Here is a 25881-nt window from a genome sequence, read left to right on the forward strand (position 1 = left end):
TTATCTTCTACTCATAATATCTACATTATCTAATGCTTTTCCAGTTCCTACAGCTACACAATCTAATGGTATTTCTGCTATATTTACTGGCATATGGGTTTCATGGGCTATTAGTGCATCTAATCCTTTTAATAAAGCTCCTCCACCTGTAAGCATTATACCTTTATCCATAATATCTGCTGCAAGTTCTGGTGGTGTTTTTTCTAGTGTTGTTTTTATAGCTTCTATAATAGAGTATACAGGTTCTCTTAAAGCTTCTCTTACTTCATCTTCACCTATTTCCACTACTTTAGGAAGACCACTTATCAAATCTCTTCCTCTAATTTGCATATTTTCTGCCTTTTCTTCTACCTCGTAAGCTGAACCTAATTGTATTTTTATATTTTCTGAAGTTCTCTCACCAATCATTAAGTTATATTGTTTTTTTATGTATGCTATTATTGCTTGATCTAATTCATCACCTGCAACTCTTAATGACATACTTGTAACAACTCCACCTAAAGATATTATTGCTACTTCTGTAGTACCTCCACCTATATCTACAACCATACTTCCTGTAGGTTCTCCAACTGGAAGTCCAGCACCTATAGCCGCTGCCATTGGTTCCTCGAATAATCCAACTTCTCTAGCTCCAGCACTCTTAGTTGCTTCTTCAATTGCTCTCTTCTCTACTTCAGTTACCCCAGATGGGAAACAAACTATGATTCTTGGACTTTTAAAGGAATTTTTACCTCCAACTTTTTCAATAAAATGTCTAAGCATTTTTTCAGTCACATCAAAATCTGCTATAACTCCATCTTTCATTGGTCTTATTGCTACAATATTTCCTGGTGTTCTACCTATCATATTTTTAGCTTCATTACCTACAGCTAAAACTTTTCCTGTATTTTTATTTATTGCTACAACGGAAGGTTCTCTAAGTACGATACCCTTTCCTTTAATATATACTAATGTGTTTGCAGTTCCTAAATCTATTCCAATGTCTCTAGAACTTCCAAAAAAACCCATAAAAACTCTCCTCTCAATCTATATAATACCTTTTTCTTTTAAGCTTATATAAGCTTCATTACCAATAATAATATGATCTAAAACTTCAATTCCTAGTAATGTTCCACACTCCTTTAGTCTTTTAGTTATTAGTATATCCTCTTTGCTAGGTGTTGGATCACCTGATGGATGATTGTGACACAATATCACTGATGCACTACTAAGCTTTATAGCTTCTATAAAGACTTCTCTCGGATGAACAATGGAACTATTTAAATTTCCTATAGAAATATCTTTAACTGATATAATTATGTTTTTAGTATTTAACATAATTAGCTTAAAATATTCTTTTTTTAAACCCTTCATTTGTCTCATCATATAATTAGACACATCTTTAGGACTACTTACAGTATGCTCTTCACCGGATTTAAAAGAATTAAATCTGATAGCTAGCTCTGCAATGGCTAAAACTTGAGTAGCTTTAACCTCCCCTATTCCTTTTACCTGCTTTAAATCATTAATACTAGGGCTGGAAATTCCATTTATGCCTCCACAATGAGATAATAACCTATCACATAGATTTAAAACACTATCTTCCTTTGTTCCAGTCCTTAATATAAGGGCTAAAAGTTCAGAATTAGACAGGTATTCTGCCCCATACCTTAACATTTTTTCTCTAGGTCTTTCATTTTTAGGTAAATCTTTAATCTTTAATTTATAGCTCATAAACTAACTCCTTTATTGATTTACCCCCATCTCCCTTAGTGATAAATATAAAGTATTTAAAGGCAATCCCACTACATTGTAATAACAGCCATTAATATTTTCCACAAAAATAGCAGCATTATCTTGTATTCCATAGGCACCAGCTTTACCATTACATTGACCCGATTTAATATACCTAAGTATCATATCCTCAGATAGGTTCATAAATTTAACTTCAGTACAAACACTTTTTCTTATTAATTCATTGGTTTCACTGTTTATTAAAACTAGCCCGGAATAAACTTTATGTACATTTCCACTGAGTAAACTTAGCATTTCAAATGCATCTTTATCATTTATTGGTTTCCCAAGAATTTTCCCATTTAAATATACTACAGTATCACAGCCTATGACAATACTATCTTTCTGCACTTTATTCAAAATATTTCTAGCTTTTCCTTCAGCTAAATCACACACATGTTTATCTATATCACCTTGAAATTCAACAGAATCCTCATCAAAGTTACTAATCTCTATTTTAAAATTATCTACTAACCTTTTTAATAATTCCTGTCTTCTTGGTGATGCAGAAGCTAATACTATCTCCATAACTTCCTCCTAGAATCTCTTAAATAATACTATTGCTAAAACCATACCTACTATCGCCATTAAATTCAGGCCAAATCCTAGTCCAAAAGTTAATTCTAAGACCTTTAAATCAATTACTAAAGGATTTTTTAATCCTATAAAGTAGTTTTTTCCTAAAAAATCTAAGGCTTTAAAAGTATTTCCTAAAAATTCTCCAATAAAGCTTCCAGAAATAGCCCCCAGAAGAGTTATAAATACATACTCTTTAGCGGTTTTATATGATTTTCCCATAAAAAAACATCCCCCAGTATATTTAAAATGTGCAATATACTATTTGTATTAATTAATATAACATTTTATATCTAATATAGTGTAACATTTAATATTTTTTTACACAAGACCATAACAAATTTTTTAAACTTTTTTTATAAATTAAGGCTATCTGTGAACTTTTGTTCACAGATAGCCTTATATCAACTTATTAAAAATAATATATACCTTATTTTTTAAACTTTATTAGCTGGTCATAGACATATTTTAGTACTTCTCCATCCTTATTTTTATCTACTTCATCCGGAAGAGCCTTTATATATTCCTTCAAAGAATTAACTTCATTATATTGTTTCATATTCTCATCTATTTTCTCCAATCCATCTATCCACTTTTTAAGTTCACTGGTATTAATAGATTTTACACCACTTTCTGAAGTTTTATTTACTACTTGCAACAAACTATCTACAATTTCACAAAATTGTTTTGTAGAGTTATCTTCCATAGGTATGTTTATAGTTACTTTAGTATTATCTATTCCCTTTTCTTTTAATATTGAAGCTCCATTTTCTATATTTTTATCAGAATACATTCCAAAATATACCTTAGATAGCTCTCCCTCTTGCCCTATAAAAGGATTCCCAAAGGCTGATAATTTATTTAAAGTTTCATCAGCATTACTTTTAACTTTAAATACACCACACTGTAGTATATAAAAATTATATTCTGACACAGCGTTTTCTTCCTTTACTCCAGTTGAATTTCCTTCTTCCTTTACTTCACTTTTACCAGGCACTTTACCGCTATTTTGTTGTTGTTTAGAATTATTCATATCTATACCTTTTATAAAGCCTATTTTACCTGAGTCTTTAAGTACAAATTTAAATATAAAAGTTCCTAATAGTAATGCCAAAAGTAAAGTTATAGCTAAATAAAATAAAAAACTGTTACTACTCTTTGGTTTAGATTTAATATTATATCTTGTGTACTTCATTTTATACCCCCATTTCTAATTAATAAACATTAATTTTAAATTTAAATCTTAAAATAATCTGTCCTATTAATTTATATATATAATTAGGGATAAATATTACCATATAATTTATTATAAAAATTAAAAAAATCGACATAGTCGATTTTTTTATTCATGTTATTCATTATAACGAATTGATAGTCTTACTATTCTTCTAATAAATTTTTTTGCCTTTTCATAAGGCATTCCATTAACTTCTAAAAATTTAAATATTCCTAGATTATTTCTTTCTATGGATTTAATAACTTTTTCTATTCTCATAAGTTCTTCATTATTATCTTCTTTTGATGGAATCTTTGTAGAATTAAAGTTTTTTTCATCATCAAAGTCTTTCAGTAATCTATTTTCATTCTCCTGCACATATCTTTCTACATCATCTTCAAAGTCTTCATCTAAATAAGTCTCAGCAGGAATATCTATGTCCTCATTAGTTTCTTTTAAATCTATAACTTGAGCAAGCTCTTTCTGCATTGGATGTATAAAATTATTTCTTGGCATTATTCCCATCATACCACATACAGATATGAAATCTTTCATTTCATCGGGCAAAGAATTATGTGTCATAGGCGCCAAGGGTACAAATTCATATTCATTATCAAAAGCCATGAACATACCTCCATTTTTTATATTACATTAAAAATGTATGCCTTTAGCCTCTAATAAATTCCTATATCTTTATATTATATCCATATTATCTCCCGGATTATCTTTAAGCTTGTCTATAGAGTGAACATATCTATTGGTAGTAGCAATACTACTATGAGCTGCAAATTCTCTAACTTTTTCTATGGTGGCCCCTTGAGTAATTGCCATGGTTATAGCTGTATGTCTTGTGGAATGAACTTTTAATTTTTTATTTATATTGCACTTACTACATATATTCTTAAGCATATAGTTTAAAGTACTAGGATTTAATTTCTCTCCATTTCTATTATTAGAGGAGTGTCCTATAAATAAATAGCTATTGCTAAACTCTTCTTTATCTCTTCCCGTAACTAAAATATATTTCTCAATTAAACTTTTCACCTTAGGTTGAAGCTTTACTAAATCTTTTTTATTTCCTTTTCTAGTGACTTCTATAACATCATATTCTCCATACTTTTTTATATGACATATTTTTATATTTATCATTTCTGATTTTCTTAGTGCAGTGGTGAGTGCTAAGGCTAATATAGCTTTATTCCTAAGTCCTAGTACAGTTGTAGTGTCAATACTTCCCAGCAAAATCTTACTTTCTTCCTCAGTCAAAAATTCTGTAACTTTATTAGTTACAATAGGCTTTTCTTCCTTCACATTAGCAAAAGGATTAAATTTAATAATTCTTATATCACTGTAATTATCTTCATACTTCATAAGCCACTTATAAAGAGCAGAAAGAGATGATATCTTTCTATTAATAGTTGCAGAGGATAATCCTTTATTTTGCAAATCAAGGATAAATTTTTGAACGTGAAATATATTTATTTCTCTTATCTGTTCTATGCTTATATCAGTTACATCTGACTTATTAAAAAAATCCTTTATATCTTTCTCATAGCTAATGGCTGTATATTTACTTCTTCCACCTTTAATATCTAGGAAGCATTGAATAAAATGTTTATTTCTTTCTAAATAAAGTTCCTTTTTACTATGTAATATTATTTCATTCATAAAATCCTCCTCCTTTACAAATCTACTATAGAACAAAAGAACCGCCTAAGCAGTTCTTTTATTTGAATTATAATCCTTCTACAGTAGAAATGATTTCTGTAAGTGCAAGTTCCTCATCAGTTCCATTAGTTATAATTTTTACTGTATATCCCTTATTAACTCCTAAGGATAATACTCCAATGAGACTTTTTGCATTAGCTCCTTTACCATTACATTCTATAGTAACTTCACACTTAAAAGTAGTAGCCTTTTGAACTAATAAAGTTGCTGGTCTTGCATGCAATCCCTGTGGACTATTAATGATTATTTCCTTTGTTAGCATATTATCACCTCATTTACGAGAAATTATTTTATGCCATTAACAAAGTCTTCTATTCTATTCAATCCTTTTTCTATGTTTTCCATAGATGTAGCATAAGATAATCTTATAAAATCATCTACTCCAAAAGCAATACCAGGTATTACTGCAACCTTCTCCTTCTCAAGAAGTAGGTCACTGAATGTAAGAGAGTCTTTTATAATCTTTCCATCCACTTCCTTATTTAATACCTTTGATATGTTTACCATAACGTAGAATGCACCTTCTGGTTTAACACAGGATAAGTTATTTATAGAATTAATTTTATTTACCATAAAATCTCTCCTCTTTTTAAATTCCTGTTTCATTTTTTCAACTTCGCTTTGATCTCCATTTAAAGCTTCTACAGATGCATATTGAGATATTGAACATGGATTTGAAGTAGTGTGACTTTGTATGTTTGACATTAATGAAGTTATTTTTTCATTAGCTGCTGCATAACCAATTCTCCATCCAGTCATAGCATAAGCTTTTGAAACCCCATTTATTACTATTGTTCTATTATAAGCATCTTCAGATAAACTTGCTATAGAAATATGACCACTTTCTCCATATAAAAGTTTTTCATATATTTCATCTGATATAATTATTATATCATGTTTTTGTGCAAAAGTTGCAATTTTCTCTAACTCTTCTTTCGTATAAGCTGTTCCAGTTGGATTATTAGGGCTATTTAGTATCATAGCTTTAGTTTTTTCAGTTACTGCTTTTTCTAAAGATTCAATTGTTAGTTTAAAAGAATTACTTTCTTCTGTGTCAACAAAAGTTGGAACTCCATCAGCCAATTGTACAAGTTCTGGATAACTAACCCAATATGGAGCACCTATTAAAACTTCATCTCCTGGGTTTAATATAGCTTGAAAAATATTTGCTAAACATTGTTTAGCTCCTGTTGAAATAATAATTTGAGAAGTTTTATAAGTTAAGTTATTATCTTTTTTAAACTTATTTACAACTGCTTCCTTTAATTCAATTATACCTGAAGCCGCTGTATATCTTGTTTGACCTGCTTCAATTGCCTTTATAGCAGCTTGTTGTATATTTTTCGGAGTATTAAAATCTGGCTCTCCTGCACCGAAGCCTATAACGTCAATCCCCTCTGCTTTCATCTTTTTAGCCTTTGCTGTAATTGCTAATGTAAGTGATGGTGAAATTTCCATTGCTTTTTTTGATAGCATCATTATAACTACCCCCATTAATATTTATTCTTTACAATATAAAATAATTAAAACTATCCAAATAAAAGAAATATTATTTAAACCTTTTCATTCAATTATATCCTCAAAAATATAATAAACGAGTTGGATATTCTACATCTAATGAATTTTAAAATGCATTAGAACTTCATATGAAAGATATACTTCATATCTGTATAATACCACTTATTCTATATAGTGTAAAGATTATATGGTAATTTTAACTTACTATTATTATTCTCATTTTTTATATTTAAATACTAACTTTTTATAACATTTGTCCAAAGTTCTGAAACTTATTTACCTATATATAAAGACTAAAGACATGAAATTAAAAATATAATTTCATGCCTTTATAACCTAAAAATTATTTTTAGATTGTACTATCAATTTAATTGCAGTTCTTTCTTCCCCATCAATTTCAACATCTGTAAATGCCGGTACACAAACCAAGTCCATTCCACTAGGTGCTACAAATCCTCTAGCTATAGCTACAGCCTTTACTGCTTGATTGATTGCTCCTGCTCCTATAGCTTGAATTTCTGCCCCACTACTTTGTTTTAGCACTCCTGCCAAGGCTCCTGCTACTGAATTAGGATTAGATCTTGCTGAAACTTTTAATATTTCCATATTAAACCTCCCACTACTATTACTACTTATTAAACTAATATTATTAGAATCCTATATATTATTTCTACATTTAATTGAAAATTCCTTTTATTGAAAATACAATTTTAGATTATTGCAAATTATAGTTTCACTTAAAATAATGGACAAAATAAAAGCCTCCTATTAAATAGGAGACTCACCTTTTTCATTACCTAATTTTACTTTGCATATTCTACTGCTCTTGTTTCTCTGATAACATTAACCTTTATTTGACCTGGATATTCTAGCTCTGATTCTATTTTCTTCACAATATCTCTAGCCACTTCAATAGCACCTGCATCATCAACATCATCTGGTTTAATCATAATTCTGATTTCTCTTCCGGCTTGAATTGCATATGACTTTTCTACACATTCATATGAGTTTGCGATTTCTTCTAATTTTTCTAATCTTTTTATATAGGCTTCTAGAGTTTCTCTTCTAGCACCTGGTCTAGCTGCTGATATAGCATCTGCTGCTTGAACTAGTACTGCTTCTAGAGATTGATACTCTACATCTCCATGATGAGCTGCAATAGCGTTTACAACTATTGGAGATTCATGACATTTTTTAGCTAACTCAGCACCAATTAGTGCATGTGGTCCTTCTACTTCATGGTCTACAGCTTTACCAATATCATGTAATAATCCACACCTTTTTGCCATGGTAGGATCCATTCCAAGCTCTGACGCCATAAGACCTGCTAAGTATGAAACTTCTATAGAATGTTTTAATACATTTTGACCATAACTAGTTCTATATTTCAATCTTCCTAAAAGTCTGATTATTTCCACATGTAATCCATGGATACCAGTTTCGAAGGTGGCTTGCTCGCCCTCTTCTCTTATGTCATTCTCAACATCTTTTTTCGCTTTTTCAACCATTTCCTCAATTCTTGCTGGGTGTATTCTTCCATCAACTATTAGTTTTTCTAAGGCAATTTTAGCTACCTCTCTTCTAATAGGATCAAAAGCTGAAAGAATAACAGCTTCCGGAGTATCATCTATTATTAAATCAACTCCAGTTAAAGTTTCAAGGGCTCTAATATTTCTACCTTCACGCCCAATAATCCTTCCCTTCATTTCATCGTTAGGAAGTGATACAACATGTACTGTAGATTCAGCTACATGGTCTGCTGCACATCTCTGTATAGCATATGTTATAACTTCTCTTGCCTTTTTATCGGCTTCCTCTTTAGCTTTAGCTTCAATTTCTTTAATCATTATTGCTGTTTCATGTTTAATTTCTTTTTTTACTTCGTCTAATAGTATTTGCTTTGCTTCTTCTGAGGTTAATCCTGCTACTCTTTGTAATTCTTCTCTTACACTATTATATAATTCTTTTATTCCTGATTCTAATGTCTCAACCTCTTGTTGTTTTTTAGATAATACTTCTTCTTTTCTTTCTATTGATAGGGTTTTCTTATCTAAAGTTTCCTCTTTTTGAAGAACCCTTCTTTCTAATCGCTGAATTTCATTTCTTCTTTCTCTGGACTCTTTATCAAAATCAGCTCTTAATCTATGCACTTCTTCTTTAGCTTCAAGGATTGCTTCTTTCTTTTTAGATTCTGCTTCTTTTTGTGCCTCACCTAAAATCTTTTTAGCATCTTCCTCTGATTTAGATACATTAGCTAAAGATATATTCTTTCTTGTATAAATAAAAACAAAAATAGCGACTAAACAAACAACTAGCGCAATAGCTATTATTAAAATAATTTGACTTGGTTCAGTCAATTTCCAACACCTCCTTTGCTTTTTTTATGACATATATTAGCAGTAAAATGAAAGCTCGAAAAGGTGCATATTCTATTCAATTCCTCTTATATTAAACCAGTATTTGTATTCATTTTATATTACTTTAACATCATTGTCAAGGTTATTACTAAATACTACAAATTCTCTCAACTTAGCTCTTAGGCTCAGCTTGAACCTTTTAAAAAAAATTTTTAATTAGAATATCACCTTTAATTCTTCCATTAAAATATCGCATACTTTAATTATACATTTATTTGTATATTTCATACACAATATTTAAAATTTTAATTAAAAAAGATATATAAAGCTTAAGTTATATATTTTTACTTAAAGCTTTATATATCTTTTATCCGATTTAATAAAGTAATTTAATTTTCTTTTACTTTATTCTCAACTTTTACTGAATTATTATTTAATGGCAAAGAGTACTTCTCTCTTATTTTATTTTCTATTTCGTTGGCAATTTCTGGGTTTTCCTTAAAAAAGTTTTTAGCATTTTCTCTTCCTTGACCTAGTCTTACGTCTCCGTAGGCAAACCAAGCGCCACTTTTTTGGACAATTTCTTCTTTAACACCAATATCTAATATATCCCCAACCCTAGATATTCCTTCACCATACATAATATCAAATTCTGATTGTTTAAATGGTGGTGCAACTTTATTCTTAGTTATCTTAGCTCTAGTTCTATTTCCTAAGAAGGTTTCTCCTTGTTTAATAGTATCTATCTTTCTTACATCAATTCTCACAGAGGCATAGAATTTAAGAGCTCTTCCGCCTGGAGTCGTTTCTGGATTTCCAAACATAATTCCAACTTTTTCTCTCAATTGGTTTATAAATATAGTAGAGCACTTTGATTTGTTTATAGAACCTGTAAGTTTTCTTAAAGCTTGAGACATAAGTCTAGCTTGAAGACCTACATGGGCATCTCCCATCTCACCTTCAATTTCAGCCTTTGGAACTAAGGCAGCAACAGAGTCTATAACTACTATATCTATTGCACCAGATCTGACTAAGGCTTCTGTAATTTCAAGAGCCTGCTCACCTGTATCTGGTTGAGATACTATTAAGTTATCTATGTCTACGCCTAATGCCTTTGCATAAACTGGATCAAGGGCATGTTCTGCATCTATATATGCTGCACAACCACCGTTCTTTTGAGCTTCTGCAACTACATGTAAAGCTACAGTAGTTTTACCAGAGGATTCTGGTCCAAAAATCTCAATTATTCTTCCTCTTGGAACTCCGCCAATTCCCAGTGCAATATCTAGCCCTAAACATCCTGTAGATATGCAGTCTATATTTAAAGTACTCTCTTCCCCTAATTTCATTATTGAGCCTTTACCAAATTGCTTTTCTATTTGACCCATAGCTGCTTCTAATGCTTTTAATTTATCGTTATTCATAAATTCCCCTTTAGGGTTCACATCCTTCCATTACGAACAATAGTTCTTATATGTTTATTATATAGTATTTAATTTATCAGGTCAAGTGTTATAGTAAAGAGTTCCTTTAAATTTCTTTCAAGGAACTCTTTACCATTTTTGACATAGTTATAGAATTATAAACATTATTCATTAATATTTATAATATCTTTTCCTTTAATAAAATAATCCACTCCAGATCCAATAGTTATAGCAGCTGCTAGGTATATCGTAACCTGGGTTGTAATATTAAGCCACCCTGGATTATATACTAGAGATAATAGTCCCATTATGATAGCTATCATCTGAATTACAGTCTTCAGCTTTCCCCAATTACTTGCAGCTATTACCACGCCTTGTGAAGCAGCTAATGTCCTTAATCCTGATACTATAAATTCCCTAGCAATTATTACAACTACTACCCAGGCTACAACAATTCCTTTTTCAACTAAAAGTATTAGAGCACAGGTAACTAAAAGCTTGTCTGCTAGAGGATCCATGAATTTTCCAAAGTTAGTTATCTGATTTCTGCTTCTAGCTATATAGCCATCTAATTTATCTGTTGCTGAAGCTATAATAAATATTGATAAAGCAATAATATTAGTTGTAGTGGTATCAAGCATTGCACATATTAAAAATATTGGAACTAACATTATTCTTAGCACTGTAAGCTTATTCGCAAGATTCATCATTAACATCTCCTACTCCTGAAATTTAACAATCTTATAATCTATTTACCTAATTTAAATTTACCTCTTATTGTAAATAGTAAAAACAAATAATTTATAATAGTAATTATAAATTATTTTATCCTATAAAAACATTATACAATAAAATCTAAAAATTATTTAGTTTATTAATACTAATTTTACTTTATATCCTTATCTATATTATTAATTAATATTTTTATTATAAATATATAAATATAAAAATTATTTAAGGATTTCTCCTATTAAATCATACTCTAGTGCATCTTTTATTCTTACCTTAACAAAATCACCTATACTTAATTTATTAGATTTTATATAAACTTCTCCGTCAATTTCTGGAGCCATTTCATAACTTCTTCCACAATATGTTCCTTTTTCTTTACTTTCAATCAATACATCATAGGTTCTACCTATTTTATTTTTATTTATTTCTGTTGATATACTTTGTTGAGCCATCATTATAGAGTGAAGTCTTTCTTCTTTAATATTTTCTTCTATTTGACCTTCCATTTCTGCAGCCAAAGTACCTTCCTCTTGAGAGTAAGTAAATACTCCTAGCTTATCAAATTTAGTTTCTCTGACGAAATTTAACAATTCTAAGAAGTTCTCTTCTGTTTCTCCTGGAAATCCTACTATAAGAGTAGTTCTTATAGTTATATTAGGAACTGCACCTCTAAGCTTTTTAATATTTTCAGTGATTATTTTCTTTCTTCCTTTTCTTCTCATGGCCTTTAAAACATCATCACTGATATGTTGTATAGGAATATCTATATACTTACATATCTTATCATTGATAGCTATTTCATTTATAACTTCATCAGTTAGCTCTTCTGCATAACAATAAAGAAGTCTTATCCATTTTATACTTTTAATTTTACCTAACTCTCTTAAAAGAATATGTAAAGTTTTTTCTCCATATATATCTACCCCATAATTAGTAGTATCTTGAGCTACTATAATTAACTCCTTATATCCATTTAAAGCTAACTCCTTTGCTTCTTTAAGGATATCTTCTATATCCCTACTTCTGTATCTTCCTCTTATTTTAGGAATTGCACAGTAGGCACAAATATTGTTACACCCTTCAGATATTCTTATATAAGCAGTAGTTCCTCCTGTTGTAACCTGTCTCTTACCAATGTTTATATTGGTATCACTATAGGTTGTAATACAGCTCTTTTCTCCAGTTTCCATAGATTTTTCAATACATTCATGCAATTTATCATAATCATTTACACCTAAAATTATATCTAATTCTGGCATAAGTTCTAAAAGCTCACTACCATATCTCTGAGTTAAGCATCCAGTAGCTATGAGTACCTTGCATTTATCTTTCTTATATTTTGTCATTTCTAATATGGTATCAATAGATTCTTGCTTTGAAGTTTCTATAAATCCACAGGTGTTAACTAGCAATATGTCTGCCTGCCTTTCATCTGTCACCGCTTCATACCTACTCTTCAAACTACTTATTATAATTTCTGCATCTATTCTATTCTTATCACAACCTAAATTTATTACTCCAAATTTTAATTTTTCCACCTTTATCCTCCTAAGTTATCTCTATATTATTTATAATCTCTTCTTTTGTGTTGTAATGAAAGTTTCATTAAGAAATTATTGCCTCATGGTATCATCTCTTCCAAAAACCTGCCTTGGCTTACTTCCATTACGACCAGAGATAATCCCTTCAGCTTCCATTTCATCTATAATTCTAGCCGCTCTATTATACCCTATTTTTAGTCTTCTCTGCAACAAAGATGTTGAAGCTTGCCCTTCTTCTAATACAATTTTAATAGCTTCATCTATTAACTCATCACAATCTTCTCCACCCTTAGATTTTGAAACACTATTTTCTATTTCATCCATGATTTCTTTTTTATACTCTAATTCCTTTAATCCATTACGAATAAATTCTACTACAGTCTCTACTTCTTCCTCAGACACAAAGGCTCCTTGAATCCTAAGTGGCTTAGATTCACCTACAGGATAATATAGCATATCCCCTTTACCTAAAAGCTTCTCTGCTCCTGAAGAGTCTAGTATAGTTCTTGAGTCTATTTGACTTGACACAGCAAAGGATATCCTAGATGGTATATTAGCTTTAATTACCCCTGTAATTACATCTACAGATGGTCTTTGTGTTGCTATTACTAAATGCATTCCTGCAGCCCTAGCCATTTGAGCAAGCCTACCTATATATTCTTCAACATCATTTGGACATACCATCATTAAGTCTGCTAACTCATCGATTATGATTATAATCCATGGAAGCTTTTCTTCTATTATTCCCTTTTCTGCAAAGTCGTTATATCCTTCAATATTTCTTACGTTATTATCTGCAAAGAGTTTATATCTTCTAGTCATTTCATTAACTGCCCAATTTAATGCTCCTGCAGCTTTTTTAGGTTCTGTAACTACCGGAATTAATAGGTGTGGTATTCCATTGTATATATTAAGTTCTACTACTTTAGGATCTATTAGAAGTAATTTAACCTCTTGAGGTGTATATTTATATAATAAGCTTATTAAAAGAGTATTAATACATACACTTTTTCCTGACCCTGTAGCTCCTGCAATCAAAAGGTGAGGCATCTTAGATAAATCTCCGACTACACAATTTCCTGCAATATCCTTTCCAAGGGCAAAGGCTAAATTTTTCTTAGCAAGTGTAAATTCTTCACTTTCTATTACCTCTCTCAAAAATACTGCTGATAAATCTTTATTCGGTACTTCTATACCCACTGCTGCCTTTCCTGGTATTGGAGCCTCTATCCTAACTCCTGAGGCTGCTAAGTTTAGAGCTATATCATCTGCTAGATTAACTATCTTACTAACCTTAACTCCTACATGTGGTTGTAATTCAAATCTGGTTACAGATGGACCTTTTGTAACCTGTATTACTTTAGCTTCAACTCCAAAACTTTCTAAAGTTTCTTGAAGTTTATTAGCACTATTAAGGAGGTCTTTTTTATCACTATTTTTACCTATACTACTTAAATTTTTATGAAGGAGTTCTGGTGCAGGATGTTCATAAGCATATATTTTGTTTCCATCACCAAAGGAAATGTCAATATCTATATCCTCTATATTATTTCTGTTTTCCTTTGACTTATTAGGTTGTTCTATACTTGTTTCTGTTTTTCCTTCAAATCTATTCTCTTCTTCATCCATCTTCATAAAATCTATAATTTTAATCTTCGACTCTTCACTACTTCCATTGTCTCTAGTATTCCCATCTGCTGATACATATTCCATAGCTTCATCAATTGCAATATTAGTTTTGTTCAAATCCCTTGACTTCTTTTTGCCTTCTACTTTCTCAAAGGTAAATAACTCTTTTATGGTAATATTATTAATTAAAACTAAAGATATTATATATAAAGCAAATAAAACTATATAACTACCTACCTTTCCTAAAAGTGAACTTATAGGGACAGTAATTACTAAAGATATAATACCTCCATGAAGTACAGACTTAGATTTAAATTGTTCTATAATAGCACTTGCCATATTCCCTTTTACATAGTAAGCAGGTAATACTATAAGTTCAACAAAAATCATGGTAGTAACTACAAACATTAAAATTCCAAGGGATTTTTTTGTTACCTTTAAATATTTATCTATTTTTATGTAGCTTACTCCCATGTATATAAGCACAAAAGGTAAAGCATAGGCACCAATTCCAAGAAGTCCTATAAAAATTCTATTAATAAATACTCCCATGGAACCTGCTAAAGATGTTGGGTCTGAAAACATAACTGATAGTAAGGCTAAAAATATTAAAACGCCTAGGGTTATCAGTATAATTCCATTAAAATCAAAAATTTTATCCTTTTTTGCTTTCTTAGCTTTTGAACTATTATTTTTAACAGTGTTCTTTTTACTACTGTTTTTCTTTTTTAAAGGTTCTTTTCCTTTAGTCATAGTATCTCCTCCAAAACTCATCCTAAGATTCATGAAAATAATTTCCATTTATCCATCTCAATATATTGTACATTGAAATCCACCTATATTTCAAATTTTTTTACAAATAAAAAGTTGCCAACATAATTTTGCTGACAACTCAATGCTCAATTGTTAAATTTTATCTATTTATTCACTAATATTTTCTCCTGAACTTATTTCTAGTTGATTTTTTTCACCTTCACTTATTAACTCTTCTAATTTATCTAAGGCTTCCCTAATTCCACCTACTTCATCAATAAGACCACATTCTACGGCTTGATCTCCTATCAATATAGTTCCTATATCATTTAGCAATTCATCTGTTTGACTCATAAGCCTTCTAAAATCATCTGAATCAATTTTTGAAGTTCTAACTACAAACTCAACTATTCGCTCCTGCATCTTTCTAAAATATTCAAAGGTTTGAGGCACACCTATAACAAATCCATTCATTCTTACAGGATGCACTATCATTGTAGCTGAAGGAGTTATAAATGAATAATCTGATGCCGTAGCTAATGGAACTCCTATAGAGTGTCCTCCACCTATGACTATAGATACTGTAGGCTTACTAAGACTAGTTATCATTTCTGCAATGGCTAAGCCTGCTTCTACATCCCCTCCTGCAGTATTCAACACTATGAGTATACCTTTTACATTACTATCTCTCTCAATAGCTATTAACTGGGGAATAATTAACTCATATTTAGTAGACTTAGTTTGATTCCCAGAAATATTATGACCTTCAACCTGACCTATTATAGGTATAACTTGAATCCTGTCATCAGCCTTTGCTACAGACATGACTCCTACTTCTTTTAGGTTTGCAACTTCCTTACTTACCCCTTTAGAGGTATCCTCTTCATTTTGTTCATCATCATTTTCTTCATTTATTATAACTTTACTTTTATTATTTTTTTTGTGTTTGGTATCTTTATCTTCCTTATGTTTTTTATTTTCCGCTTCATTGATCATGGAAAAACACCTCCTAATGTTTCTTATTCTGTGCATTAAGGGGTGTTTATATACTATCCTAATTTAAATTCATTATGAAGTAAATTTATAGCATCTTTAACTTTATTACTTTCTACAAGACACCAAATAGTTGTATGTGAATCAGCAGTTTGAAGAATATCTATATTACCTTCTTCTAAAGCCTTTAGAATTCTAGACATAACTCCAGGTATTCCTCTCATCTTTGAACCTATTATAGATATTTTACTACAACTTTCCGTATACTGATAATCAATTTCATAGTTAGCTGCTATATTTTCAAACTGTTCTAAGTCTACTTCACTTATAGTAAATATTTTATCATTAGTAAATACACTTATCAAATCAATACTTATTTCATTTTCAGCTAAAATATGAAATATATTATTGCAGTGCTCCTTTGAGCCTCCATTAATTCTTATTTGAACTCTATTACTCATATGCGTAATTCCAGTAATAATTCTTTCATTATCCTCCCCATAAGAAGAAATAGTAGTCCCCTCACAATCACTAAGAGTATTTTTAATTACTAATGGAATATTATATTTTCTAGATATTTCAACAGCTCTAGGATGTATTACTTTAGCTCCTTGATCAGCAAATTGGAATACTTCATCATAGCTTATACTCTCAATTAATGAAGCTTTAGAAACTATTCTTGGATCTGCTGTCATTATACCATCAACATCTGTATATATTTGAACTTCCTTTGCCTTTAGTGCTGCTCCTAAAATTGCCCCTGTAACGTCACTTCCACCTCTTCCTATTGTAGTGATGCTACCCTCTTCACTTATACCTTGGAAACCTGCTACTACAGGTACTTTTCCCTGTTCTAATACCTTTAGTACATTTTTCGGATTAACATCTAAAATAGATGCATTATTAAAATTATTATCAGTCCTTATACCAGCTTCTCCACCCATAAGTGGAACCGCCTCTATGCCTTCTCTTAATAAATCATTACACATTACCACTGTACTTAAAGTTTCACCACAGGACAAAAGTAAGTCTAAAGCCCTTTTATTATTTATCTTAAATTCTTCACTAACTAAAGACAATAATGTATCTGTTGCATAAGGAGAACCTTTTCTCCCCATAGCTGATACTACTACTACAGGTTTATACCCATTCTTTATAGCATTTTTAATCTTTTTTGTAACTAATATTCTATTATTTTCACTAGATACTGATGTACCACCAAATTTCTGAACAACTATATCCATACTTACCTCCATATTATATATGGGATTTTCTTAGTGTTTCCCCATCAACATCGATGATTATAGTTTTAGAGCCTATCTTCTTTACATAATCCCATGAAACTTCTAGCATCTCATTATTTCTAAAAAACATCTTACTAGACTTTCCATCTCCAAGTAATAGTAGCTTTAGCTCACCATTTTCATTTATAACTATATCATTATTGCCCAGGACACTATACTTATCTCCATCATTAATGTTTATTATTTCATATCGTTCCATTTCACTTAAAAATCTATATTTTTCTTCCATCACATATCACCTCATACATAATTATATAAATTACTATGATTAATATGTTTTCTATTATACATTTATGAGTAAATTAACGTAACTTAATACAATTATAATATAATTTATGAAATTACACACTAGTATGTTCTTATGTTTTATAATAAAAAAAATAAAAAGGTATTTTACCTTTTTATTTTAACTTCTATTTACTCTTCTGTTTTAGACTCTTCACTATCTTTTAATGCATCTTTTCTTGAAAGATTTACTCTTCCTTGAGAATCGATTTCTGTTACTTTTACAAGTATTTCATCACCTATAGCTACTACATCTTCTACTTTATTTACTCTTTCGTTAGCTAATTTAGATATGTGTACTAAACCTTCTTTACCCGGAAGCACCTCTACAAAAGCACCAAAAGCCATAATCTTAGTAACTTTACCTAAATATATTTCTCCAACTTCTACTTCTTTAGTGATTTCCTTTATAATTCTTAATGCTTCATTAGCACTTTCACTATCAGTAGACATTATAACTATCTTACCATCATCATTAGTATCAATTTTAACCCCTGTATCTGCTATTATTTTCTTAATAGTTTTTCCACCAGGTCCTATTATATCTCTAATTTTGTCTGGTTTTATATTTATAGTGTACATCCTTGGAGCATATTGAGATAGCTCTGCTCTTGGCTCAGCTATACATTCATTTATCTTATCTAAGATATATAACCTAGCTGTTCTAGCATCTTCTATAGCTGTTCTTATACAATACTTAGATAATCCTTTTATTTTTGTATCAACTTGAATTGAAGTTATTCCTTTTTCTGTACCAGCAACTTTAAAGTCCATGTCTCCAAAGAAGTCTTCGATTCCTTGAATATCTGTAATTACAGCTTCTTCACTTAAATCTTCACTAGTTATAAGTCCCATGGCAATTCCTGCTGCTGGTCTCTTTATTGGAACTCCAGCATCAAGTAATGCTAATGTACTTCCGCATACACTGGCTTGAGATGTAGATCCGTTAGAGCTTAAAACTTCTGAAACAAGCCTTATAGCATATGGAAATTCCTCTATAGAAGGAATTAGTGGTTCTAAGGCTCTTTCAGCTAAAGCACCGTGTCCTATTTCTCTTCTTCCTGGTCCTCTAAGTGGTCTTACTTCTCCAACACTGTATGCTGGAAAATTGTAGTGATGCATATATCTCTTGAAATCTTCTTCTCCAATACCATCTATGATTTGAACATCACCTAAAGCTCCTAATGTAGCTACAGTCATTACTTGAGTTAATCCTCTTGTAAATAATCCTGTACCATGAGTTCTTGGAAGTAATCCAGTTTCACAAGATATAGATCTAATTTGATTAAATTCTCTTCCATCTGGTCTTCTCTTATCTCTAAGTAACATGTTTCTTACAATTTCCTTTTGAATATTGTAAACAACTTCTCCTATGTCACTTCCGCCCTCTGGATACTTTTCAGAAAATTCTTCATTTATTTTAGCTTTAATTTCACTTACTTTAAGATTTCTTTCATCTTTATCAGTGATATACATAGCTTCTTTTAACATATCAAAAGCAAAGTTTTTTACTTCACTTTGGATTTCCTCATTTACTTTGTATAGTACTGGCTCAGGTTTAACCTTTCCAAATTTAGCTCTAGCCTCTTCTTGGAACGCTATAATAGATTGACACTGATTAAATCCAAAGTCTATAGCTTCAATCATAGTTTCTTCTGGAATTTCATCTCCACCAGCTTCTATCATCATAACTCTGTCTTTAGTAGCACATACAGTTAATTGCATTGAACTTAATTCTCTTTCTTTAGATGTAGGGTTAACTACAAACTTTCCATCGATTAATCCAATTGATACTGTAGCTACTGCATCAGTAAATGGTATACTCGATAAAAGTAATGCTATTGAAGCTGCATTCATAGCTAATATTTCTGGAGAATTATCTTGGTCTACAGATAATACCGTACAAACCACTTGAACATCATTTCTATATCCTTTTGGAAATAGAGGTCTTATAGGTCTATCTATAGCTCTACAATTTAGTATAGCTTTTTCTGATGGTCTTCCCTCTCTCTTTAAAAATCCCCCTGGAATTTTACCTACTGCATATAGTCTTTCTTCATATTCTACACTTAGTGGAAAAAAATCTACTCCTTGTCTTGGTTCTTCAGACGCATTTACATTTACAAGGATTACAGTCTCTCCATAACTAATAAACATAGCACAATCGGATAACTTTCCAATCTTACCAATTTCTATCTTCATTTCTCTTCCTGCTACAGAAGCACTTAACGTATTTGTCATTTAATCTCCTCCTTTCGGTTATTAAAAAAAATATATATATATATACATACTTATTATTATCTTTTTTTTACTATTTAATTAAAATAATAGAGCGGCTTTGCCGCTCTTAATTATTTTCTAATTCCTAATTTAGCAATTATAGCACGGTATCTTTCGATATCTTGCTTCTTTAAGTAGCTTAAAAGTCCTTTTCTTTGTCCAACCATCATTAAAAGACCTCTTCTTGAGTGGTGGTCTTTCTTGTGAACTTTTAAATGCTCAGTTAATTCCTTAATTCTTTCTGTTAATAATGCTATTTGTACTTCTGGAGAACCTGTATCTCCTTCTGTTCTTGCAAATTGTTGCATTATTTCTTGTTTTCTTGCCTTTTCCATATTGTATGCACCTCCAATAGTTAAATCGCCATATGCCATGTACCCCGTTGGCATTCAGAATACATAGCATAAGGTTCATATGAAATTATATCAAACTAAATTTATTTTGTAAATAGAAAAATTAATTAAAAATTTGTAAAAATTAGTTATTTAGGAATTTTATCTATATATTTAGAATAATCCTTACTATTTACATAATTTTTATCCATGGATAGTTGATTCTTTAGTTCATCAATTGATCCAAATCTTTTTTCTTCTCTTATTTTCTCTATAAAATATAGTTTAATTTCTTCTCCATATATATTTTTATCAAAATTTAAAATATTAGTTTCAATACTTAATTTACTACCTTCTAGGGTAGGATTGTATCCAATATTAGTTATGGCTTTATAGAAGCAATTTTTATACTCTACAATAGTTCCATAAACTCCACCCTTAGGTACTACGAATTTTTTATCGTAATTTAAGTTTACAGTAGGAAATCCCATGGTTCTACCTATCTGCTTACCCTTAATTATATTTCCACTTAACATAAATGGTCTACCAAGAAACTTATTAGCTCTTTCTATATTTCCTTCTTGAAGGTTATGTCTAATGGCAGAGCTACTTACCACTTCTCCATCTAAAGTTATGGGCTCTACTACAAAAAGTTCATAGTCTAATATTTCACTATATTTTTTAAGAATCTCTACATCACCTAAATTTTTATATCCAAAACGATAATTAAAGCCAACTACTATACCTTTAGCATTATAATACTTCTTTAAATTATTAATGAATTGTTCTGGTGAAATTAACATGAACTCCTTATTAAATTCCATAAAATTCAATATATTCACTTGAAGTTTTTCAAATAAAATAGTTTTCTCATCATTGCTCATTATTAGTTTTGGACAAATATCTTTATTAACAACAAACAAAGGATGATTTTTAAAGGTACATACCATTACCTCTACATCTTGTATCTTTTTAGTTAATTTAATCTTCTCTGCTAATTCCTTAGCACTATTAATTAATTCTCTATGACCACTATGTATACCATCAAAACTTCCCAGAACAATTATACTAGGAGTTTCAATGATTTCATTAAAATTATCTTGTATAATTTTCATAAATATATCCCCTAAAGAAAAAGTTTTATTAATTTAAATCCTGCATCACTTTCTGACCCAATTCCTATAAGCTTATTTGAATTGTTGTATACTGCATATTTGCAAAACTTTTCAATTCTATTTAAAAGAGTTCTATCATTTATGGTTACACCATTTAATATTAACCGTTCAAACTTTTCATTAACTACAAGTTTAGGAAACTTACTAAATACTTCATCTAAGGAAATAATATGGTTATTTATATTATCCTCCGTTAGATCTTTTAATTCCACACTACTATCTACAGTAAAAGGACCAGTAGCTGTTCTCTCTAGCTCCCACATCATAGCGCCACAACCAAGTTCTTCTCCTATATCATAGCATAAACTTCTTATATAAGTTCCTTTAGAACATCTAACTTTTATGTGGATTATAGGACTATCTATGGATAATATATCAATACTATGGATAGTAACTGTCCTTGGCTCTCTATAGACTTCTTTTCCTTCTCTAGCTAATTCATAAAGTTTTTTTCCATTTTGTTTAAGAGCAGAATACATAGGTGGAACCTGGGCAATAGTTCCTACAAATTTATTTATAGCCTTAGTAATTTCTTTTTCTGTAGAATCTACCTTACTCTCACGAAGTACTTTTCCTTCTCTATCGTAAGTATCTGTGACAACTCCTAATTTAACCTTTGCTATATATTCTTTCTCACCTTCCATGATAAAGTCTATGGCCTTTGTTGCTCTCCCTATACATACTGGAAGTACACCACAAGCTTCTGGATCTAAGGTACCTCCATGCCCAACTTTCTTCTCTTTAGCTAGCTTTTTTATTTTTCGCACTACGTCAAAGGAACTAATGCCAAGAGGTTTATTTATATTTAAAACTCCAAAGGGTTTATTATTTTCTATCATAAGATATCAACTCTTCTTCTAATATTTTATATATTTTATCCTTTACTTCAATCATGGAACCTTCACAAAATAGACCAGAAGCTCTTTTATGACCTCCACCATTAAAATCTTCAGCTACTTTACTAACGTCAACTATTTCTTTAGACCTTAAGCTTACTTTTACTCCGCCCTTGCTTTCTTTAAATAAAGCTACTACTTCTATTCCACTTATCATAGTCCCAAAGTGAATAACCTCGGAAGAATCCATGGATTCTAAGCCTACTTCATTAAGCATAGCATCATTAATCTCCATAAATACAACTTTATTATTTAGATGTAATGTCAAAGTATCGATGACTTTTCCAAAGAACTTAACTTTATTAAATTCTTTATTTTCAAAGACTTGTCTCTGAATTTTATTAAAGTTAACTCCAGTTTTAATAATTTCACCAGCTATCTCATGAGTTCTGCTTGTAGTATTAGAATGCTTAAATGAACTTGTATCTGTTAGAATAGAAGTATAAATTGATTTACCTATATTCTTTGTAATATCTACTTTTAATTGATTTAATAGGTCATAAATTATTTCTCCAACCGCTGAGGAATTTATATCAACATAATTAAAATCACCATACTTTTCATTACTTAGATGGTGATCTATATTTACAAGCTTATATTGCCTATTCTCCGCATCTAAATTAGCATTTATTCTCTTAAAATCTCCACAATCTAGTACAATTATTAAATCTGTACCATCCTTTACCTGTTGAAGTAATCCTGTGATTTCCTCACTACAAGGCAAATACTCAAAAGTATCTGGAATTTTCTCCTTAGAAAGTATATATGCTTCTTTATTAAGTGCCCTCAGCCCTTGAAGTAGGGCTGTGGCACTTCCTAGAGAATCACCATCTGGTGATTGATGAAAAGTAATTCCTATATAATTACTTTTCTCTATGATATCTATTATATTCCTAGTTATCATTAGAATCATTCTCCTTTATCTTTCTGAATAAAGATTCTAAATGATTAGCTTTATCTAAAGTTGTATCTAACTCTATGATAACTTCTGGAACATGTCTTAACTTAACATTTTTTCCTATCTCTTTTCTTATAAAACCTGTTGAGCTTTTAAGAATTTTAAGGGCATCTGTCTTTTGATCCTCTGTACCAAATATACTAACAAATACTTTAGCATAGCTCAAGTCTCTTGTTACTTCTACATCTGTTACACTTACCATTGCTGTAAGTCTAGGATCCTTTATTTTGTTTTGAATAGTGTTGCTAACATCTTTTTTTATCTCTTCATTGATTCTGCCGCCTCTATAGTTAGCCATGGAGATCACTCCTTCCTATTACAATTGTTTTGGTTTAATTTCTTCCATGATATAGCCTTCTATAATGTCTCCTTCTTTTATATCATTGAATTTCTCAATGCTAAGTCCACATTCGTATCCAGCTGCTGCCTCTTTAACGTCATCTTTAAATCTCTTTAAAGATGCAAGAGTAGATTCTGTAATTACTATACCATCTCTTAGTACTCTAACTTTACAGTTTCTTGTTATCTTTCCATTAAGAACATAACATCCTGCTATAGTCCCAACGTTAGAAATTTTATATACCTGTCTTGCTTCACAACGTCCAGTAATAACTTCTTTATATTCAGGTTCAAGCATACCAATCATTGCTGATTTAATATCATCCAATGCATCATAGATAATTCTATAAGTTTTAATTTCTACATTATCTCTTTCCGCAACTGTAATAGCATTATTGTCTGGTCTTACGTTGAAACCAATAATAATAGCATTAGAAGCATATGCTAGAGATACGTCTGTTTCAGTTATAGCTCCAACCGCTCCGTGAATAACTCTAACTTTTACGTTATCTGTAGAAAGCTTTTCTATGGATTGCTTAACAGCTTCTGCTGAACCTTGAACGTCAGCCTTAACTATTACACTTAACTCTTTAACCTTACCTTCTTGTATTTGGTTATATAGATTTTCCATAGATACTCTATTAGAGGTTTGGAAATGTTCTTGTCTAATCTTTTCTTTTCTTGACTCTGCCATTATTCTAGCTGTCTTTTCATCTCTAACAACAGTAAATCTATCTCCTGCCGCTGGAACTTCTGAAAGTCCTAATATTTCTACTGGCATAGAAGGGCCAGCTGCTTTTGTAGTTTTACCTTTATCATCAATCATTGCTCTGATTCTACCATAAGTAGTTCCAACTATTATAGAATCTCCTGATTTTAAAGTTCCATTTTGAACTAGTATACTAGCTACAGGTCCTCTACCTTTATCTAATTTAGCTTCTATAACTGTTCCCTTAGCTCTTCTATTAGCATCAGCTTTTAATTCTAACATTTCAGCATTTATTGTAATCATTTCAAGAAGATTATCTAAGCCTTCCTTAGTGTGAGCAGATACTGGTACACATATAGTATCTCCACCCCAATCTTCAGATACTAATCCATACTCTGTTAACTCTTGCTTAACCCTATCCGGATTTGCACTTTCTTTATCCATTTTGTTTATAGCTATAATCATAGGTACTTCTGCAGCTTTACAGTGATTTATAGCTTCAACAGTTTGTGGCATAATTCCATCATCTGCTGCTACTACTAATATAACTATATCTGTAACTTGAGCTCCTCTAGCTCTCATAGAAGTAAAAGCTTCGTGACCTGGAGTATCAAGGAAGGTAATTCTCTCACCATTTACATCTACAGTATAAGCACCTATGTGTTGAGTAATTCCACCAGCTTCTGTTGCTGTAACTTTAGATTTCTTTATTGCATCTAGTAATGATGTCTTACCATGGTCAACGTGACCCATTACTGTAACTATTGGTGGTCTTTTAGTTTCTTTTGCTTCTGATGCTTCGTCTTCTATCTCATCAATCTCATCCTCTTGTTCTTTAGCAATGTCACCAACATTTTTCTCTTTTAATACTGCAATAGATCCAAAGCTGTCTACAAGCTTTTCAGCTGTGTTAAAGTCAATCTCTTGGTTTACACTTGCCATAACTCCTTGGAATATTAAAGCTCTTATAACTTCTACCACTGGTTTTTTTAGCTTATCAGCTAAGTCTTTTACAACGATAGTTTCCTCCATTTCGATTACTTCATCTGGAGTTTCATCAACTTTTTCTTCGTTTCTCTTATTTCCGCCTTTTCTCATTTTGCTATTTTTTCTTTGCTGCTTACTTATATCTTCATTGATTTTTGATTCATATTCCTCAATAATTTCTTTCTTTTCAGCTGCTTCTTTTTTCTGTTCTTCATATAGCTCTTTTATAAGATCAGCATCCTCTTCATCGATGACACTCATGTGATTCTTAGCTTCAACACCGAACTCTTCCATTAATACACTTATAAGTTCCTTGTTTGTAACTTCTAATTCTTTAGCTAACTCATATATTCTTATTTTCGACAAAACTTTCACC

Annotated in this window: 25 protein-coding genes; all 25 read right to left on the minus strand. The window is 30.7% G+C overall.

Features of this window, described 5'->3' with window-relative positions:
- Entirely contained in the window at positions 1–1008 is a 1008-nt protein-coding gene (locus B3630_RS03260; RefSeq protein WP_346895477.1) for a rod shape-determining protein, read from the minus strand.
- Between the two features lie 18 nt (positions 1009–1026).
- Complete coding sequence (gene radC / locus B3630_RS03265) at positions 1027–1713, minus strand: RadC family protein (RefSeq protein WP_346895479.1); 687 nt, start codon at positions 1711–1713, stop codon at positions 1027–1029.
- Positions 1714–1725: 12 nt separating this feature from the next.
- Positions 1726–2301, minus strand: a complete 576-nt coding sequence (locus B3630_RS03270; RefSeq protein WP_346895481.1) for a Maf-like protein — start codon at positions 2299–2301, stop codon at positions 1726–1728.
- A 9-nt stretch (positions 2302–2310) separates the two neighbouring features.
- The gene (locus B3630_RS03275) at positions 2311–2571 is read right to left on the minus strand and encodes a DUF4321 domain-containing protein (protein WP_035128757.1); all 261 of its coding nucleotides are present in this window, start codon (positions 2569–2571) and stop codon (positions 2311–2313) included.
- Positions 2572–2779: 208 nt separating this feature from the next.
- Positions 2780–3544 carry an SPOR domain-containing protein gene (locus B3630_RS03280; RefSeq protein WP_346895483.1) on the minus strand — a complete coding sequence of 255 codons (765 nt, stop codon included), beginning with the start codon at positions 3542–3544 and terminating at the stop codon, positions 2780–2782.
- A 156-nt stretch (positions 3545–3700) separates the two neighbouring features.
- Positions 3701–4189, minus strand: coding sequence for a hypothetical protein (locus B3630_RS03285; RefSeq protein ID WP_346895485.1), 489 nt, complete (start codon positions 4187–4189; stop codon positions 3701–3703).
- A 69-nt stretch (positions 4190–4258) separates the two neighbouring features.
- Positions 4259–5233, minus strand: a complete 975-nt coding sequence (locus B3630_RS03290; protein ID WP_346895487.1) for a tyrosine-type recombinase/integrase — start codon at positions 5231–5233, stop codon at positions 4259–4261.
- 67 nt (positions 5234–5300) lie between these two features.
- On the minus strand, positions 5301–5555 hold the full coding sequence (locus tag B3630_RS03295) for an HPr family phosphocarrier protein (protein ID WP_346868575.1): 255 nt from the start codon (positions 5553–5555) through the stop codon (positions 5301–5303).
- 23 nt (positions 5556–5578) lie between these two features.
- On the minus strand, positions 5579–6772 hold the full coding sequence (locus B3630_RS03300) for a pyridoxal phosphate-dependent aminotransferase (protein WP_346895489.1): 1194 nt from the start codon (positions 6770–6772) through the stop codon (positions 5579–5581).
- A gap of 375 nt (positions 6773–7147) precedes the next feature.
- The gene (locus B3630_RS03305) at positions 7148–7417 is read right to left on the minus strand and encodes a stage V sporulation protein S (RefSeq protein ID WP_346895491.1); all 270 of its coding nucleotides are present in this window, start codon (positions 7415–7417) and stop codon (positions 7148–7150) included.
- Between the two features lie 197 nt (positions 7418–7614).
- On the minus strand, positions 7615–9168 hold the full coding sequence (gene rny, locus B3630_RS03310; RefSeq protein ID WP_346895493.1) for a ribonuclease Y: 1554 nt from the start codon (positions 9166–9168) through the stop codon (positions 7615–7617).
- Between the two features lie 389 nt (positions 9169–9557).
- Positions 9558–10592 carry a recombinase RecA gene (gene recA, locus B3630_RS03315; protein ID WP_346895495.1) on the minus strand — a complete coding sequence of 345 codons (1035 nt, stop codon included), beginning with the start codon at positions 10590–10592 and terminating at the stop codon, positions 9558–9560.
- Positions 10593–10756: 164 nt separating this feature from the next.
- Positions 10757–11299, minus strand: a complete 543-nt coding sequence (gene pgsA / locus B3630_RS03320) for a CDP-diacylglycerol--glycerol-3-phosphate 3-phosphatidyltransferase (RefSeq protein ID WP_346895539.1) — start codon at positions 11297–11299, stop codon at positions 10757–10759.
- 243 nt (positions 11300–11542) lie between these two features.
- Positions 11543–12862, minus strand: coding sequence for a 30S ribosomal protein S12 methylthiotransferase RimO (gene rimO / locus B3630_RS03325; protein WP_346895497.1), 1320 nt, complete (start codon positions 12860–12862; stop codon positions 11543–11545).
- A gap of 75 nt (positions 12863–12937) precedes the next feature.
- Positions 12938–15247, minus strand: a complete 2310-nt coding sequence (locus B3630_RS03330) for an FtsK/SpoIIIE family DNA translocase (RefSeq protein WP_346895499.1) — start codon at positions 15245–15247, stop codon at positions 12938–12940.
- Between the two features lie 168 nt (positions 15248–15415).
- Entirely contained in the window at positions 15416–16243 is an 828-nt protein-coding gene (locus B3630_RS03335; protein WP_346895501.1) for a ClpP family protease, read from the minus strand.
- A gap of 53 nt (positions 16244–16296) precedes the next feature.
- Positions 16297–17484 carry an aspartate kinase gene (dapG, locus tag B3630_RS03340; RefSeq protein WP_346895503.1) on the minus strand — a complete coding sequence of 396 codons (1188 nt, stop codon included), beginning with the start codon at positions 17482–17484 and terminating at the stop codon, positions 16297–16299.
- A 13-nt stretch (positions 17485–17497) separates the two neighbouring features.
- Entirely contained in the window at positions 17498–17773 is a 276-nt protein-coding gene (locus B3630_RS03345; RefSeq protein WP_150843834.1) for a YlmC/YmxH family sporulation protein, read from the minus strand.
- Between the two features lie 188 nt (positions 17774–17961).
- Positions 17962–20070: a polyribonucleotide nucleotidyltransferase gene (locus B3630_RS03350; RefSeq protein WP_346895505.1), complete on the minus strand. Its 2109-nt coding sequence runs from the start codon at positions 20068–20070 to the stop codon at positions 17962–17964.
- 110 nt (positions 20071–20180) lie between these two features.
- Positions 20181–20444 carry a 30S ribosomal protein S15 gene (gene rpsO / locus B3630_RS03355; protein ID WP_035132815.1) on the minus strand — a complete coding sequence of 88 codons (264 nt, stop codon included), beginning with the start codon at positions 20442–20444 and terminating at the stop codon, positions 20181–20183.
- 146 nt (positions 20445–20590) lie between these two features.
- Positions 20591–21556: a bifunctional riboflavin kinase/FAD synthetase gene (locus B3630_RS03360; protein WP_346895507.1), complete on the minus strand. Its 966-nt coding sequence runs from the start codon at positions 21554–21556 to the stop codon at positions 20591–20593.
- Positions 21557–21567: 11 nt separating this feature from the next.
- The gene (gene truB / locus B3630_RS03365; RefSeq protein WP_346895509.1) at positions 21568–22455 is read right to left on the minus strand and encodes a tRNA pseudouridine(55) synthase TruB; all 888 of its coding nucleotides are present in this window, start codon (positions 22453–22455) and stop codon (positions 21568–21570) included.
- Complete coding sequence (locus B3630_RS03370) at positions 22442–23416, minus strand: bifunctional oligoribonuclease/PAP phosphatase NrnA (protein ID WP_346895511.1); 975 nt, start codon at positions 23414–23416, stop codon at positions 22442–22444. Before B3630_RS03370 ends, truB begins: the two co-directional genes overlap by 14 nt.
- Positions 23406–23768 (minus strand): 30S ribosome-binding factor RbfA, encoded by a 363-nt coding sequence (gene rbfA / locus B3630_RS03375; protein WP_035132809.1) that lies wholly within the window; start codon positions 23766–23768, stop codon positions 23406–23408. The genes B3630_RS03370 and rbfA overlap by 11 nt, the downstream gene beginning before the upstream one ends.
- An 18-nt stretch (positions 23769–23786) precedes the next feature.
- Entirely contained in the window at positions 23787–25871 is a 2085-nt protein-coding gene (gene infB, locus B3630_RS03380; protein WP_346895513.1) for a translation initiation factor IF-2, read from the minus strand.
- Positions 25872–25881 lie beyond the last annotated feature (10 nt).

It is taken from the genome of Clostridium sp. UBA7503, from assembly GCF_002477055.1.
Classification (GTDB): domain Bacteria; phylum Bacillota; class Clostridia; order Clostridiales; family Clostridiaceae; genus Clostridium_J; species Clostridium_J sulfidigenes.